This window comes from Candidatus Shikimatogenerans bostrichidophilus (assembly GCF_033370915.1).
GTDB classification, from domain to species: Bacteria; Bacteroidota; Bacteroidia; order Flavobacteriales; family Blattabacteriaceae; genus Shikimatogenerans; species Shikimatogenerans bostrichidophilus_M.
Genome location: NZ_CP104096.1, coordinates 118,496 through 134,969 on the forward strand (window position 1 = coordinate 118,496; position 16,474 = coordinate 134,969).

General features: G+C 13.2%; 14 protein-coding genes and 4 tRNA genes. 12 read left to right on the forward strand and 6 right to left on the reverse strand.

Going from position 1 to position 16,474, the window contains the following annotated elements:
• The first annotated feature begins 4 nt into the window (after nucleotides 1-4).
• Together N2591_RS00655 and N2591_RS00660 are read left to right on the forward strand one after the other, a co-directional pair.
• Nucleotides 5-1,921: a DNA gyrase subunit B gene (locus N2591_RS00655; RefSeq protein ID WP_318165880.1), complete on the forward strand. Its 1,917-nt coding sequence runs from the start codon at nucleotides 5-7 to the stop codon at nucleotides 1,919-1,921.
• A 39-nt stretch (nucleotides 1,922-1,960) separates the two neighbouring features.
• Nucleotides 1,961-2,031: transfer RNA gene (locus tag N2591_RS00660), tRNA-Gln, on the forward strand.
• Here the strand turns inward: N2591_RS00660 and N2591_RS00665 are convergent.
• A complete protein-coding gene (locus N2591_RS00665) occupies nucleotides 2,032-2,940 on the reverse strand; it encodes a methionyl-tRNA formyltransferase (protein WP_318165881.1) in 909 nt (302 codons plus the stop codon). It abuts the tRNA gene before it with no gap.
• 1 nt (nucleotide 2,941) lies between these two features.
• Nucleotides 2,942-3,014 (reverse strand) — tRNA-Lys (locus tag N2591_RS00670).
• Nucleotides 3,015-3,101: 87 nt separating this feature from the next.
• Between N2591_RS00670 and N2591_RS00675 the strand changes: the two genes are divergently transcribed.
• Genes N2591_RS00675 through rplT form a run of 6 tightly spaced genes read left to right on the forward strand, consistent with a single transcriptional unit; the run spans nucleotide 3,102 to nucleotide 7,347 of the window.
• Nucleotides 3,102-3,617 carry a shikimate kinase gene (locus N2591_RS00675; protein WP_318165882.1) on the forward strand — a complete coding sequence of 172 codons (516 nt, stop codon included), beginning with the start codon at nucleotides 3,102-3,104 and terminating at the stop codon, nucleotides 3,615-3,617.
• Nucleotides 3,607-4,953 (forward strand): tRNA lysidine(34) synthetase TilS, encoded by a 1,347-nt coding sequence (gene tilS, locus N2591_RS00680; protein WP_318165883.1) that lies wholly within the window; start codon nucleotides 3,607-3,609, stop codon nucleotides 4,951-4,953. The genes N2591_RS00675 and tilS overlap by 11 nt, the downstream gene beginning before the upstream one ends.
• The gene (gene thrS / locus N2591_RS00685; RefSeq protein ID WP_318165884.1) at nucleotides 4,940-6,160 is read left to right on the forward strand and encodes a threonine--tRNA ligase; all 1,221 of its coding nucleotides are present in this window, start codon (nucleotides 4,940-4,942) and stop codon (nucleotides 6,158-6,160) included. The genes tilS and thrS overlap by 14 nt, the downstream gene beginning before the upstream one ends.
• A gap of 56 nt (nucleotides 6,161-6,216) precedes the next feature.
• Complete coding sequence (gene infC / locus N2591_RS00690) at nucleotides 6,217-6,825, forward strand: translation initiation factor IF-3 (protein ID WP_318165993.1); 609 nt, start codon at nucleotides 6,217-6,219, stop codon at nucleotides 6,823-6,825.
• On the forward strand, nucleotides 6,803-7,000 hold the full coding sequence (gene rpmI, locus N2591_RS00695; RefSeq protein ID WP_318165885.1) for a 50S ribosomal protein L35: 198 nt from the start codon (nucleotides 6,803-6,805) through the stop codon (nucleotides 6,998-7,000). The genes infC and rpmI overlap by 23 nt, the downstream gene beginning before the upstream one ends.
• 5 nt (nucleotides 7,001-7,005) lie before the next feature.
• Nucleotides 7,006-7,347 (forward strand): 50S ribosomal protein L20, encoded by a 342-nt coding sequence (gene rplT / locus N2591_RS00700; protein WP_318165886.1) that lies wholly within the window; start codon nucleotides 7,006-7,008, stop codon nucleotides 7,345-7,347.
• Here rplT and N2591_RS00705 read toward each other — a convergent pair.
• Nucleotides 7,339-8,256 carry a ribonuclease Z gene (locus N2591_RS00705; RefSeq protein WP_318165887.1) on the reverse strand — a complete coding sequence of 306 codons (918 nt, stop codon included), beginning with the start codon at nucleotides 8,254-8,256 and terminating at the stop codon, nucleotides 7,339-7,341. The genes rplT and N2591_RS00705 overlap by 9 nt on opposite strands.
• A 41-nt stretch (nucleotides 8,257-8,297) precedes the next feature.
• Between N2591_RS00705 and mutS the strand changes: the two genes are divergently transcribed.
• The 4 genes from mutS to dnaE all read left to right on the forward strand — a co-directional run bounded on the left by mutS (nucleotide 8,298) and on the right by dnaE (nucleotide 14,904).
• Entirely contained in the window at nucleotides 8,298-10,724 is a 2,427-nt protein-coding gene (gene mutS, locus N2591_RS00710; RefSeq protein WP_318165888.1) for a DNA mismatch repair protein MutS, read from the forward strand.
• Between the two features lie 27 nt (nucleotides 10,725-10,751).
• Nucleotides 10,752-10,824 (forward strand) — tRNA-Gly (locus N2591_RS00715).
• 2 nt (nucleotides 10,825-10,826) lie between these two features.
• A tRNA-Leu gene (locus N2591_RS00720) sits at nucleotides 10,827-10,915 on the forward strand.
• Nucleotides 10,882-14,904 (forward strand): DNA polymerase III subunit alpha, encoded by a 4,023-nt coding sequence (gene dnaE, locus N2591_RS00725; RefSeq protein ID WP_318165889.1) that lies wholly within the window; start codon nucleotides 10,882-10,884, stop codon nucleotides 14,902-14,904. The genes N2591_RS00720 and dnaE overlap by 34 nt, the downstream gene beginning before the upstream one ends.
• Before the next feature lie 9 nt (nucleotides 14,905-14,913).
• Here dnaE and trpS read toward each other — a convergent pair whose 3' ends face one another.
• From trpS to rplU, 3 genes are read right to left on the reverse strand one after another with little or no spacing between them, the layout of a single operon-like run.
• Entirely contained in the window at nucleotides 14,914-15,882 is a 969-nt protein-coding gene (trpS, locus tag N2591_RS00730) for a tryptophan--tRNA ligase (RefSeq protein WP_318165890.1), read from the reverse strand.
• The gene (locus N2591_RS00735) at nucleotides 15,879-16,133 is read right to left on the reverse strand and encodes a 50S ribosomal protein L27 (protein ID WP_318165891.1); all 255 of its coding nucleotides are present in this window, start codon (nucleotides 16,131-16,133) and stop codon (nucleotides 15,879-15,881) included. The genes trpS and N2591_RS00735 overlap by 4 nt, the downstream gene beginning before the upstream one ends.
• 2 nt (nucleotides 16,134-16,135) lie before the next feature.
• Entirely contained in the window at nucleotides 16,136-16,456 is a 321-nt protein-coding gene (rplU, locus tag N2591_RS00740; protein ID WP_318165892.1) for a 50S ribosomal protein L21, read from the reverse strand.
• Nucleotides 16,457-16,474: the final 18 nt, after the last annotated feature.

A 16,474-nucleotide genomic window follows, 5' to 3' on the forward strand; every position in this document is an offset into this window, starting at 1 on the left:
TAAGATGATACAATATACCGGAGAAAATATAAAATATTTAAATAGTATTGAACATATAAGAAAAAGACCATCTATGTATATTGGAGATGTAAATATAAATGGTTTACATCATTTATTTTTTGAATTATTAGAGAATTCATTAGATGAATATTTAGAAGGTTATTGTAATAATATATATATAAATATAAATAATGATAGTTCTATTACAATTGAAGATGATGGAAGAGGAATTCCTATAGATACTTATAAAGACAATAAAAAAACAGCTTTAGAAATAGTAATGACTAAAATAGGAGCTGGAGGAAAATTTGATAAGTCATCATATAAATATTCAAGTGGTTTACATGGTGTTGGTTTATCTTGTGTAAATGCATTATCAAAAAAAATAATAGTAGAAATTTATAGAAATAATTTAATATATGAACAACAATATTCAAAAGGTTACCCATTATATAATATAAAAGTAAAAGGTAAAACTAATAAAAGAGGTACAAAAATAAATTTTGTTATAGATGATGAAATTTTTATATATAAAAAATATAATTATAATATTATATATAAATATTTAAAAGAAATATCATATATAAATAAGAAACTAAGAATATTTTTATATGATAAAAGATCAAATAAAAAAAATAATTTTTATTCTATAAATGGTTTAATAGATTATATAAATTATATTGATAATAAAAAAAATAAAAATATTTTAAATAAAGATATTTATATAAATAAAGTTTTAAATAATTTTTCTATTGAAATAATAATAAGATATAATAATTCTAATAAAGAAATAATTATTTCATATATAAATAATATTAATACTATAAATGGTGGTACTCATATTATTGGTTTTAAAAGAGGTTTAACTAAATCTTTTAAAAATTATATAAAAAAATATAATAAAAAATTATATAATTTAAATATTAGTGGTAAAGATATAAGAGAAGGTATTATTGCTATTATATCAATAAAAATGATAAATCCTCAATTTCAAGGACAAACAAAAACAAGTTTAGTAAATAAAGAAATAATTGGTATAGTAGAAAAAATAATATTTAATTATTTAAAAAATTATTTAGAAGAAAATCCTAATAATCGTAAAAAATTAATAGATAAAGTAATTATATCATTTAAATCTAGAAAAGCTTCTAAAGAAGCTAGAAAATTATTATTTAATAATAATAATATTAATAAATATAAAACTATTAGTGGTATTCCAGGAAAATTATCAGATTGTACATATAATGATCCAAATAAATGTGAAATATTTTTAGTAGAAGGTGATTCAGCTGGTGGAACGGCTAAACAAGGACGTAATAGAAAATTTCAAGCTATATTACCGTTAAAAGGAAAAATTTTAAATGTAGAAAAAGCTAAAAAAAATAAAATTTTTAAAAATAACGAAATTAAAAATATATTTTTAGCATTAGGAATATATTTAGAAAATAAAAAAAAACAAATTATTTTAAATATTAAAAAATTAAAATATAAAAAAATTATAATAATGACTGATGCTGATGTAGATGGTAAACATATAACTTCTTTAATATTAACATTTTTATTTAAATATATGGAAATATTAATTAATAAAGGTTATATATATATAGCTAATCCTCCATTATATATTATTAAAAGATATAAAAGAAAAATATATATATGGAATGAAAAAGATAAAATTAAATTTATTAAAAAAAATAAAAATAAAAAATTTTATATTCAAAGATATAAAGGATTAGGAGAAATGAATTCAGATCAATTATGGGAAACTACTATGAATCCTAAAAAAAGAATTTTAAAAAAAGTAATTATTAAAAATAATAAAAAAAGTAAAAAATTATTTAATATTTTAATGGGTGATAAAGTTAAACCTAGAAAAAATTTTATAAAAAAATATTCTTTATTAGCTAATTTAGACATTTAATAATTTACCTTTGTAATATAATTTAATTATATTATAATTAGACTCGTTGTGTAAGGGGAGCACATCAGATTTTGGTTCTGATAGTTAAGGTTCAAATCCTTACGAGTCTATTAAAATACAAATAAATTTTTATAATTTATTAAACCATTATAAATATTAATATTTTTTATAACTTTTTTATTAGCTATATTACATTTTAATAATTTTATATATCCATTTTTAGCACTAATATAAACATTTTTATTTTTTAATAATATTTTTCCATTAAAATTATTATGTTTATAATTAATAATTTTTATTTTATAAATATTAAATATTTGAATTTTATTATTTGTATTTATAAAACACCAAGCTGGTTTATTATATGGTAATCCTCTTATTAAATTATAAATTTTATTTATTGAATAATTCCAATAAATTTTAGAATAATAATTATTTATTTTTGGAGCTAATTTTAATTTTTCTTTTGTTAATATTTTTTTTATAGTTTTTATTAAAAATTTTTTAGTTTTTTTAGATAATAATTTATATAATTTTTTATATGTAATTTTATTATTTATATTTATTTTTTTTTGTAATATTATCTTTCCACTATCTATTATTTTATTTATAAAAAAACTAGTTAAACCTGTTTTTTTTTCTCCATTTATAATTACCCAATTTATTGGATTTGCACCTTTATATTGTGGTAATAATGAAGGATGTATATTAATAGTTCCTAATTTAGGAATATTCCATATTTTTTTTTTTAAATATTTAAATGATATAATAATTAATAAATCAGGTTTTAAATTAATAATATTTTTAATATTTTTATATATATATTCACTATATATTATATTTATATTATTTTTTAGTGCTATTTTTTTTATTAAATTTTTTTCATTATTTATTATATTTTTTTTTGAAGTAATTATACTTTTAATAATTAAATTGTATTTTTTTTGATTTTTTATTAAATAATTTAATGAAGGTACACTAAAATTACCATTACTTAGAAATATTATTTTTTTTTTCATATGACATGGCTGGGATTCGAACCCAGGACCCTTACATTAAAAGTGTAATGCTCTACCAGCTGAGCTACCAAGTCAATATAAATAAAATTAATATATTAATATAATAAATATAATTTTTTTAAAAAAAAAGTAAAAATTTAATAATAAAGATTATTAATTTTGTGAAAATTATTTTAATTGGATATATGGGTAGTGGAAAAACTTATATAGGACAATTATTATCATTAATAACTAAATATTTATTTTATGATTTAGATAAATTAATATCTATAAAATACAAAATGAGTATTAATAAAATATATAAAATATATGGAGATAATAAATTAAGAATATTTGAAAAAATAAATTTAAAAAAAATTTTATTTAATAATTATTTAAATTATTATATATTATCAGTAGGTGGTGGAACTCCCTGTAATTATAATAATATAAAATTAATGAATAAATTTATAATTACTATATATTTAAAAACTTATGAAATAATTTTATATAAAAGATTATTAAAAGATAATAAAAAAAGACCTATAATTTATTATTTACCTAAAAAAAAATTATTTAATTTTATTAAAAAACATATTAAAATTAGAAAAAATAATTATTTTAAATCTAAATATATAATAAATACCAATTATATGAATTTTATTGATATAGCTAATTATATAAAATATGCTGTTTAAAAAAATAAAACATTTTATTTTATTAAATAAATTATTAAAAAATAAATTTTTATTAGCTATAAGTGGTGGAGTTGATAGTATGGTATTATTAAATATCTTTAATAAAATATTTAATAATAATAATATTTCAGTTGCTCATTGTAATTTTAATATTAATAAATCAAAAATTAATTATAATTATAATTTAATTTATAAAATTTGTTATAAAAATAATATTAATTTTTTTTATAAACAATTTAAAACTATAAAATTTAGTAAAATTAAAAAACTATCTATACAAATATCTGCTAGAATATTGAGATATAAATGGTTTTTTAATTTAAAAAAAAAATATAATTATGATTATATAGTTTTAGCACATAATTTAGAGGATAATATAGAAACATTTTTTATTAATTTATTCAGAAAAACAGGATTATATGGTTTAAAATCTATAAAAAAATTTTCTAAAAATTTATTAAGACCTTTAATAAAAATATCAAAAAATGAAATTATAAATTATGCAATTAAAAATAAAATAAAATGGATAAATGATATAAGTAATTTAAAAAATATATATTTAAGAAATATAATAAGAAATAATATTATACCTAATATATTTAATAATTTATATAAATATAATATAAAAAATAATATTAATAATACAATTATTAATTTACAATTAGAATATAATTTTATTAAAAAATCAATTAATTATTTTAAAAAAAAAATTATAATATATGATAAAAATAATTATTTTATATTTAAAATTAAAATAAATAAATTATTAAATTTAAAAATTAATTATTATAATTATTTATTATATAAAATATTTTATAAATTCGGTTTTAATGATATTAAAATTTTTAATAAAATATTAAATATTAATACTGGTAAATTTTTTTTATCTAACAATAAAATATATAAAATTATAAAAAATAAAAATGAGATTATATTAATTTATAATGTAAAAAAAAAAATTAATATTTTAATTCCAAAAATAGGAAAATATAAAATAGTAAATAATTTATTAATTAATTTAAAATTAATAAAATTTAATAATAAAATAATTAATAATAATAAGTATATATGTTTAAATTTTAATAAAATAAAATTTCCATTATATATTAGAAATTGGATAAACGGTGATTATTATTTAAATAATAAAAAAAAAATTGTAATAAATAAAATATTTAAAAAAAATAAAATTACTTCATTTGAAAAAAACTTTATTTATTTATTATTAAATAATAATAAAGAAATAATTTGTACTATTAATAAAATAAAAATAATAAATAAAAACTATTTAAATTATTTAAATAATTTATTAATTTTTAATTTTAATGAAACAAAATAAAGATCATAAAATTATAGGTAATAAATTAAAATTGTTTTTTTTTTCAAATTATATAGGTTCTGGTTTACCAATATGGTTACCTAATGGATTATATTTATATAATAAAATTAAAAATTTTATTAGAAAAATAAATATTAAACAAAAATATGAAGAAATTTTTACACCACATATAGCTAAAAAAAGATTATTTAATATATCAGGACATTTAAAAAAATATAACAATAATATATTTAAAATAACTAAAAATAATAAAATTAATTATTTATTAAAACCAATGAATTGTCCATTTCATTGTGAAATATATAAATATTATAAAAATATTACTTATAAAGATTTACCTAAAAAATTTTTTGAATTTGGTACAGTTTATAGAAATGAAAAAAGTGGTGAAATAAATGGTTTATTTAGAACTAGAATATTTACTCAAGATGATGGTCATATTTTTTGTAGAAAAAAGAATATTTATAAAATAATATATAAAATAATTGAAGATATAAAATATATATATAATTATTTTAATTTTAAAAAAATTTATATTAGATTTTCTTTAAAAGATAAAAATAATAAAAATTATATAGGTGATAATAAAATATGGAAAAAATCTCAAAAGATAATTTTAAATATTAAAAAAAATATAGAATTAAATTATAATACTTATATAAAATATAATGAAGCAGCATTTTATGGACCTAAAATAGATTTTATTATAAAAGATTCTTTAAATAGAAAATGGCAATTAGGAACTATACAAATTGATTATAATACACCTATTAGATTTAATTTAAAATATATAAATAAAAATAATAAATATAAATATCCAATTATTATACATAGAGCATTATTAGGATCAATAGAAAGATTTATAGGAATATTAATAGAACATACTAAAGGTAATATTCCAATATGGTTATTAAAAAAACAATTAGTAATAATACCAATTAATAAAATAAATTTAAAATATTCTATAAAAATATATAAAATATTAATAAAAAAAAAAATTAGAATTATTATAGATAAAACAAAAAAAAATTTAAATGAAAAAATAAAATATTATGAAAAAAATAATATACCTATTATTTTAATTATAGGTAATAAAGAAGAAAAAAATAAAACTATTTTTATAAGAATAAAAAAAATTGGAAAATTAGGTAATTTAAAATTTAAAAAAGCTATAAAATTAATTTTTAATATTATTAAAAATAGATAAATTTTATTATATTAATAAAAAATAATACTATTATAAATAAAAATAATATTGATAAAATTTTATCAAAATATAAATTAAATAAAAATATAAAATCTAAATTTGTTAGATTAGTAGATGATAAAATTTTTGAAAATAAAATATATAAAAGAGATTATTTATTAAATAAATTAAAAAATTCTAATTTAGATCTTATTGAAATTAATTCAAATCCTTCAATAGTAAAAATAATTAATTATAATAAATTTATTTATAAATTAAAAAAAAAATATAAAAAAAATTTTAATCAAAAAGATAATGTTAAAATAATTAGATTTACTATTAATATTAATGATCATGATAAAAATTTTAAATTAAAAAATGCTAAAAAATTTTTTTTTAAAAAATATAAAATAAAATTTATAATTTTTTTAAATCGTAAAAATAAAAAAGATTTAGTAAAAAAATTTTTAATTAATATAGCTAATAATTTAAAAAATTATGGTTATATTCAAAAATCTCCTGTTTTTGAATATAATAATATGTATATGATTATGTTCCCATTAAAAAACCCTTTAAAACCTATTAAAAAAGCTTATACAAAAACTAATAAAAATAATATAACTAATAAAAAAGATATAACTTATAATAAAAAAACTATTAATAATGAAAATAAAATTAAAAACTAAATCTAGTTCAAAAAAAAGATTTAAAATACTTTTTAACAAAAAAATAAAAAGAAAAAAATCTTTTAAAAATCATAATCTTATAAAGAAATCATCTAAAAGAAAAAAAAGATTATCAAAATTTATTTTTTTAAATATTAATGATTATAAAAATATAAATAAACATTTTAATAAATAATTATTATGCCAAGATCAAAAAATATAGTAGCTTCAAAAAAAAGAAGAAAAAAATATTTAAAATATGCTAAAGGATTTTATGGTGCTAAAAAAAGATGTTATACAATAGCTAAAAATAATGTCGAAAAATCATGGCTAAATTCATATATTGGAAGAAAAAATAAAAAAAAATTTTATAGAAAATTATGGATACAAAGAATTAATGCATATGTAAGAAAATTTAATATTTCTTATTCTAAATTTATTTTTAAATTAAAAAAAAAAAAAATCTATTTAAATAGAAAAATATTAGCTTATTATTTTGCTGAAAATAAAAATAAAGATTTAATCAATAAAATATTAAATTAAATATGTTTTTAAATTTTTTGAAGCTTCAGTATTAGGAAATATTTTTTGTGCCTCTTTTTCAAAATCTTTAATATTAGGATATCTACATGAATAATGCCCTAATAATAATTTTTTAACATTTGATAACTTAGCTATTTTTGCAGCTTGTATAGTTGTAGAGTGACCTCTTTTATTAGCTATTATTTTTTTTTCATGTAAAAATGTAGATTCATGATATAATAAATCAACATTTTTTAAATATTTAGTAATTTTAGGAGAATATGAAGTATCTGTACAAAAAGCATATGATAATGGTTTATTAGGTTTAAATGTTAAATAATTATTAGGTATAATTTGACCATTTTTTTTAATAAAATCTTTACCTTTTTTAATATTTAAATAATCAGATATTTTTATTTCTTTAATTTTATTTACATTTTTTATATTTAAATTTCTTAATCTTTTTTTTTCTTTAAATAAAAAACCATTTGTATATATTTTATGTTTTAAAGGAATTATATAAATTTTTACATTATCATTTTCATATATTTTTTGATATTTTCTAGTTTTTAAAATTATAAAATTTAATGGATATGTTATATTTGATTTAGACCATTTAAAATTTTCATAAATAATATTTTTTAATCCATTAGGTGAATAAATATTTAATGGATTTTTTCTACCTAATAATTGATAAGTTGATAAAATTCCCATTATACCATAATAATGATCACCATGTAAATGAGAAATTAATATATTATTTATTTTATTAATTTTAATTTTAGCTTTTATTAATTGTACTTGAGTACCTTCACCACAATCAATTAAAAAATAATTTTCTCTCATATATAAGATTTGTGATGTTGGATAAAAATTTCTAGTAGGTAATGATGAATTACATCCTAATATAGTAATATAAGAGTTAATCATTATATATAAATAATAATAAATAAATAATAAAAAAATAAATTATGTATAAAGAAACACCATTGATAAAACAATATTATAATTTAAAAAAAAAATATCCTGATACAATTTTATTTTTTCAAGTTGGTGATTTTTATGAAATATTTGGTTATGATGCAATATTTTGTTCAAGAATATTAGATATTACTTTAACTAAAAGAAATAAAAAAAATAATGATAGTATTTATTTAGTAGGATTTCCTTGTAAAGCATTAAAAACTTATTTAAATAAGTTAATTAAAAAAAATATTAAAGTAGCTATTTGTGATCAAAATAAAAATAATATAGAAAAAAATATAGATAAAAATAATTTAATAGATAGAAAAATTACTTACATTGTAACTTCTGGAATTTCAATTTATGATGATATTACAAAAAAAAAAAAAATAAAACAATTTGTTGCTTCATTATATATTGAAAAAAATAATAAAATAATAGGTATTTCATTAATTGATTTTTCTACTGGAGAATTATTAACTACAGAAGGAAATTTAAAATATATAAAACATATAATAAATTGTTATAATCCTATAGAATATTTAATACCAAAAAGTAAAAATAAATTTTTTAATAATATTAAAAATATTAATTTATTAGACGATAATCTCTTTAATTATAATTTTTTATATAAGAAATTATTAGAACATTTTAAAGTATTTTCTTTAAATTGTTTTGGATTAGAAAATATGAAATTAAGTATTATTTCATCTGGTATATTGATATATTATATTAATAATTATTATAATTTAAAATTAAATCATGTAAATGTAATAAAAAAAATACAAATAAATAAATATATTTGGATTGATGATTCTACATTAAAAAATTTAGAAATTATAAAATCTACAAATAAAACAGGTAAATCTTTATTAGATATATTAGATAATACATATACTTCAATGGGTTATCGTATTTTAAATAATTGGTTAATATTTCCTTTAAAAGATAAAAAAAAAATTTATAATAGACAAAATATTATTGAGTTTTATTTTAAAATTAAAGAAAATATTAAATTAAATATAATTTATAATTTAAAATTAATTTATGATATAGAGAAATTATTATCTAAAATATCAAATAATAAAATTAATCCTAATCAATTATATAAATTAATTAATTCAATTAAAAGAATTAAAAAAATATTTAAATTATTAAATATTAAAAATAATAATAAAATTTTTAATTTTAAATATAAATATATTAAAAAATTAAATAAAATATATTATAATATTAATAAAATTTTAAAAAAAGATCCAGTAAATAAATTTAATAAATTTTTTTTTATTAAAAAAAATATATCTAAAAAATTAGATTTATATAAAAAAAAATTAAAAAAAAATAAATTATATATATTTAATTATTATAATAAATTAAAAAATAAATTAAATATAAATTATTTAATTATTAAAAAAAATGAACTTTTAGGTTATTTTATTGAAATAAAAAAAACTGATAATAATAAAATTCCTAAAAATTGGATAAAAAAACAAAAATTATCTTTATATATTAGATATACTACTAAATTAATTAATAAATTTGAATATAAGATTTATAATATTAAAAAAATAATTTTTACATATGAAAAAATTATTTTTAATAAAAAAATTAATTATTTAAAAAATAATATTATTGTTTTAAAAAAAATATCATATTATATAGCTAAATTAGATGTTTTATTATCTTTTTATTTAACTGCTAAAGAAAATAATTATACTAAGCCAAAAATAATTAATAATGAATTAAATAGCATTAATATAATAAAAGGTAGACATCCAGTAATAGAAAAAACTATTGATATTAAAAATAATTATATACCTAATAATATATATTTAGATAATTTAAATAATCAAATATTAATTATTACTGGCCCTAATATGTCAGGTAAATCAGCAATATTAAGACAAACAGCATTAATAGTAATAATGGTACAAATAGGTAGTTTTGTTCCTGCTAAAAAAGTAGAAATTAATATAATTGATAAATTATTTAGTAGAATAGGTGCATCTGATAATATTTCAATGGGTGAATCTACATTTATGGTAGAAATGAATGAAACAGCTAATATATTAAATAATATTTCTAAAAATAGTTTAATAATTATGGATGAAATAGGAAGAGGCACAAGTACATATGAAGGTATTTCTTTATCTTATTCTATTATTAAATATTTAATAAATAATAAATTAAAACCTAGAGTATTATTTGCAACACATTATCATGAATTAAATAATTTATTAAATTATAAAAATAATATAAAATATTTTTTCTTTACAATAAAAAAAATAAAAAATAATTTTATATTTATTAGAAAATTACAAGAAGGTTTAAGTAATAATAGTTATGGTTATTATATAGCTAAAATGGCTGGTATACCTAATCAAGTAATTAAAGATACAAAAAAAATTACTTTATTTTTAAAAAATAAAATTTAATTTTATTTCATTATTTTATATATATATGCGATAGTAGTTCAATAGGTAGAACATAACTTTGCCAAAGTTAAGGTAACGGGTTCGAATCCCGTATATCGCTTAGCCTAGATGGTGAAATTGGTAAACACGCAGGACTTAAAATCCTGTAATTCAATAAATGAATTTTGCGGGTTCAAGTCCCGCTCTAGGCATATATGTTTTTTTTTTTGATGTAGAAACAACTGGTTTACCAAAAGATAATAAATTTATTTTAGAAAAAATATTACAATGGCCTCGTTTAATACAAATATCATGGCAATTATATAATTATAAATATAAATTAATAGATATTAAAAATTATTATATAAAAAATTTAAAAAAAAATAAATATTTTAAAAAAAATAATATAATATATGGAAAAATTAAAACAATAAAAGAAGTATTAAATAAATTTTATAAACTATTAAAAAACACTTATTTTATAATTGGACATAATATTAATTTTGATTGTAATATAATAATAGGAGAATATTATAGATTAAATAAAAATTTAAAAATAAAAAATATTTTATTTAAAAAAAATAAAATTAATACAATTAAACTTATTAATTATAATAAGTATTTAAATTTAAAAAATACTTTTAATTTATTATATAATAGAAAAAAAAAAAAATTTTTATTTCATAATTCATTATATGATATATATATTAATATTTTTGTTTTTATAAAATTAATATATTATAAATTAATAAAATTTAATTTTAAATTTAATATTAAAAAATTTTTATTAAATATACCAATTTATAATAATATTAAATTAAATAAAAAAATAAATTATTTTAATATTCATAATCACTCAGATTATTCAATTTTTAATTCTACTATAAAAATTAAAGATTTAATTAAAAAATCTATTAAATATAAAATGAAATCAGTTGGAATTACTGATAATAATATGATGGGTGTATATAAATTTTATGAAGAAATTAATAAAATAAATAAAGTAAAAAAAATTATAAAAGGTATAGTAGGATGTGAAATAAATATAAAAATCAAAAATAAATTATATCCTTATATTTTAATTATAAAAAATATAAAAGGTTATTATAATTTAATAAAAATTAATTCTTATAGTAATATTAAAACAAAAAATATTAATTATATAAATATAAAAATAATTAAAAAATATTCAAAAGGTTTAATATTTTTAACAGGTACTTTAAAATCTGAAATTTCTTATTATATAATAAAAAATAAAATTAAAAAAGCTATTAAAATATTATTAGATTGGAAAAAAATATTTAAAAATAATATTTTTATTGAAATTTTTAGAGATGGATTTAAATATGAAAAAAAAGTAAATAAATATTTAATTTTTTTTTCTAAAAAATATAAAATTAAATATATTAATCAACAAGAAACTTTTTATCTTAATAAATCAGATTATAAAATATATAAAATTTTATTATGTATAAAAAATAAAATAAATATTTATCAAAATAATGATAAAAATATTTTTCCTAAAAACAATTTTTATTTAAAAAAATATTCAAATATTAAAAATAAATTTAAAAAGTTTAAAAAAGGTTTCAAAAATTTAAATATTTTATTTAAAAAAATAAAATATATAAAACTAAATAATAGGGTTTTATTACCTAAATATAAAATTAATAAAAAATTTAATAATAAAAATTATTTATATTTAAAATATTTAATTTATAAAGGAGCTAAAAAAAAATATGGTAAAATTAATAATAAAATAAATAAAAGAATTATAAAAGAATTAAAAATTATTAAATATAAAAATTTTGAAAATTATTTTTTAATAGTTTATGATTTAATTAAAAAAGCTAAAGAATTAGATATTTACGTAGGTCCTGGTAGAGGTTCAGTGGCAGGTTCTATAATTGCATATTGTTTAAATATTACTAAAGTAGATCCGTTAAAATTTAACTTAATTTTTGAAAGATTTTTAAATAATGAAAGAATTAAATTACCTGATATAGATATTGATTTAGAAGATAAAGGTAGAAAAAAATTATTATTATATATTAATTACAAATATGGTGGTAATGTAGCTAATATAATAACTTATAATAAAATAGGGTCAAAAACTGCAATTAAAGATGTTTCAAGAGTGTTTAATTTATCTTTTAAAGAAGCTAATAATTTATCTAAAATGATAATTAATAATTTTACATTAAAAAAAATTTTAAATAATAATATTTTATTTTTTAAAAAGAAATTATCATTAAGTAAATTTAATAAGATTTTAAATATTAGAAATATATATAATGATAAAAATTCTATAAAAAGTAAAATATTAAAATACGCAAAGAAATTAGAAGGATTAATTAGATGTACTGGGATACATGCTTGTGGAATCATAATTACTAGTAACAAATTAATTAATTATGTACCATTAATGTATAATAATAAAAATAATAATTTATTATTAACACAATATGATAAAAGATGTATAGAAAATATTGGATTATTAAAAATTGATTTATTAGCGTTAAAAACATTAAATATAATTAAAAATAGTTTATTAGAAATTATTAAAAATAAAAAAAAAATAAAATTAAATTTATATGATAATAATACTTATAAATTATTTAATGATTCAAAAACTACTGGTATTTTTCAATTTGATTCATATAATATAAAACAAATATTAAATATTATGAAACCTAATAATTTTAAAGATTTAATTGCTATTAATGCTTTGTATAGACCAGGTACAATAAATAATTTATATGAATTTTTATTAAGAAAAAAACAAATAAAACAAATAAAATATGATATAAAAGATATAAAAAAATATTTAATTGAAACATATGGAATAACACTTTATCAAGAACAAGTTATATTAATAGCTAGAAAATTATCAGGTATTAGTAAAAGTGATGCTGATATTTTAAGAGAAGCAATTGGTAAAAAACAAATTAATAAATTAAATTTAATAAAAAAAAAATTTTTAAAAAAGGCATTAAAAAAAGGTTATTTATTAAATCAATTAAAAAAAATATGGAAAGGTTGGGAAAATTTTGTTTTATATGCATTTAATAAAGCACATGCCACTTGTTATTCATTTATAGCTTATCAAACAGGATTTTTAAAAATTAATTATACAATAGAATTTATGTGTACGTTATTAAATAATAATATAAATAATAAAAAACAAATTGAAAGATTTATAAATGATGCAAAAAAATTTAAAATTAAAATTTTACCACCTGATATAAATATTAGTAAATACAAATTTGTTATAGAAAAAAATAAATATATTAGATCAGGTTTAGGAATAATAAAAAATATAGGTTATAAAACTGTTAATGAGATTATTAAACAAAAAAAATTTAAATCTTTAAAAGATTTTTTAATAAAAATAAAAATTAAAAATAAAAAAGTAATAAAATCATTAATATTATCAGGAGCTTTTGATTGTTTTAAAATAAAAAGATATATATATTTTTTAAAATATAATAAAAAATTTAATATTATTAATTATTTATTATTTAAAATAAATAATAAAATAAATGATAAATTATTAAATAAAATTTTTAATATTAAAAAAAAAATAAATAAAAAATATATAAAATTATATTATATAAATAAACAAAAAAAAATATTAGGTTATTATATAAAATTACATCCTTTATATTATTATAAATTTGAAATTATATATTTAAAATTAAAAAATTTAAATTATTTAAAATATAAAAATTATAAAATTTATTATTTTTATGGATTAATTAAAAAAATTTATTATTATAATAATAATTATTATATTTTAATTGAAGATAATTTAAATAATAATAAAAAAATATTAATTAATAATAATTTATATAATAAAAATATTATTAAATTATATAATATAATAATTATTAAATGTTATTTTATATACAATAATATAAATATTTTAAATATTATAGATATAAATGATATATTTAATTATTATAATTTAATGTTATTAAAAATAAATAAAAATATTTTTATAAATCATAATAAAATAATTAAAAAATTTTTATATTTTAAAAAAAAATATAAAGGTAAACAAAAAATATATATACAAATTTATTATTTAAAGAATATATATAAAAAAATAATTATAAAAAATATAAAAATTAATAGAAATATTTTTATATTTTTAAATGAAAATAATAAACATAAAAATATTAAATATTCATTATTTTAATATTTTTTTTTATATATTTAAACCTAATTTTTCTTTTATTAAAAAAATTTTTTTTTTAGCTATTTTATTTACATGTTTATAACCATTATATAAAATATTTTTTATAATATTTTTATTATTTATATAATAATAATATTTTTTTCTTTCTTTTGCATAAAAATATAATATATATTTATATAATTTATTTTTAATATTATAAAAACCTATTTTATTATTTTTAATTTTTTCTTTTAAATATGTAAATTCTTCTTTATTTGTAATAATTTTATATAATTTTAATAAAATAGTATTTTTAATTTCATTATAATTTATTGTTTTATTAGTAGTTTTTATATTCATTATTTGCTTTTTTAAATTATCTTTATCATCAAAAATATTAATAATATTATTTTTTGATTTACTCATTTTATAACCATCTATACCAGGTATTATATAATTATATTTTATTTTATATTTTGGAATAATAAAAATATTTTCTTTTAATTTATTATTAATTATTTTAGCTATTTTTCTAGTTATTTCTATGTGTTGTTTTTGATCTTTACCAATAATTACTTTATTAATGTCATATAATAAAATATCAGAAGCCATTAATATTGGATAATTAAATATTCCAGTATTTAAATTATTTTTATTACTTTTAAAACCATGACATAATTTTAATCTATTAAAAGGATAAAAACAATTTAAATACCAAAATAATTCATTTATTTCTTTAATATCAGATTGTCTATAAAAATAGACATTTTTAGTAAATTTTAAAAAAGATAACCAAGTAGCAGCATTTTTATATATATTATTTTTTAAAGTATTATTATTTTTATAATTAGTAATAGAATGTAAATCAGCTATAAAAATAAAAAATAAATTATTTTTATTCTTTTTAATATATGATATAGTTGGTAAAATAATACTATAAATATTAGCTATATGTGGAGTACCTGAGCTTTGTATACCAGTAATAAATTTTTTATTCATATTATTGGAATTACATATATATATGTTTTTTTTTTTATTTTTTTATATTTTATATATCCATAAATTTTTGAATGTATTGTAAAATCTTTACTAATATAAGTATTAATTCCTGAATAATATTTATTACCTCTTTGTCTAACAATTATATTACCTGGTTTAGTTAAATTATTACCAAATAATTTAATTCCTAATCTTTTACCTTTTGAATCTCTACCATTTTTTGAACTTCCTACTCCTTTTTTATGTGCCATATTTAAATATGTTTAATTTTTATTATTTTTAATTTAGTTAATATTTGTCTATGTCCTATTTTTTTTTTATAACCTTTTCTTTTTTTTTTTTTAAAAATAATTATTTTATTAGTTTTAATATGATTTATTACTATAGCTTTAATAATAAAATTTTTAATATTTGGATTACCAATTAATATTTTATTATTTTTATCTTTAATCAATAAAATATTTTTTTTAAAATTAATAATTTTATTAATTTTATATTTTAATTTATTTAAATAAATAAATTTATTAGGAAATATTAAATATTGAATATTACCTATTTTTATAACGGCTTCCATTAATTTAATTTTTATATA

Excerpts from the sequence above, each read along its gene's own strand:
- dnaE (WP_318165889.1), top strand. The coding sequence starts at position 10,882 with ATGAATTTTGCGGGTTCAAGTCCCGCTCTAGGCATATATGTTTTTTTT.
- trpS (WP_318165890.1), bottom strand. The coding sequence starts at position 15,882 with ATGAATAAAAAATTTATTACTGGTATACAAAGCTCAGGTACTCCACAT.
- rpmI (WP_318165885.1), top strand. The coding sequence starts at position 6,803 with ATGAAAATAAAATTAAAAACTAAATCTAGTTCAAAAAAAAGATTTAAA.
- N2591_RS00665 (WP_318165881.1), bottom strand. The coding sequence starts at position 2,940 with ATGAAAAAAAAAATAATATTTCTAAGTAATGGTAATTTTAGTGTACCT.
- N2591_RS00735 (WP_318165891.1), bottom strand. The coding sequence starts at position 16,133 with ATGGCACATAAAAAAGGAGTAGGAAGTTCAAAAAATGGTAGAGATTCA.
- rplU (WP_318165892.1), bottom strand. The coding sequence starts at position 16,456 with ATGGAAGCCGTTATAAAAATAGGTAATATTCAATATTTAATATTTCCT.
- tilS (WP_318165883.1), top strand. The coding sequence starts at position 3,607 with ATGCTGTTTAAAAAAATAAAACATTTTATTTTATTAAATAAATTATTA.
- N2591_RS00655 (WP_318165880.1), top strand. The coding sequence starts at position 5 with ATGATACAATATACCGGAGAAAATATAAAATATTTAAATAGTATTGAA.
- rplT (WP_318165886.1), top strand. The coding sequence starts at position 7,006 with ATGCCAAGATCAAAAAATATAGTAGCTTCAAAAAAAAGAAGAAAAAAA.
- thrS (WP_318165884.1), top strand. The coding sequence starts at position 4,940 with ATGAAACAAAATAAAGATCATAAAATTATAGGTAATAAATTAAAATTG.
- mutS (WP_318165888.1), top strand. The coding sequence starts at position 8,298 with ATGTATAAAGAAACACCATTGATAAAACAATATTATAATTTAAAAAAA.
- N2591_RS00705 (WP_318165887.1), bottom strand. The coding sequence starts at position 8,256 with ATGATTAACTCTTATATTACTATATTAGGATGTAATTCATCATTACCT.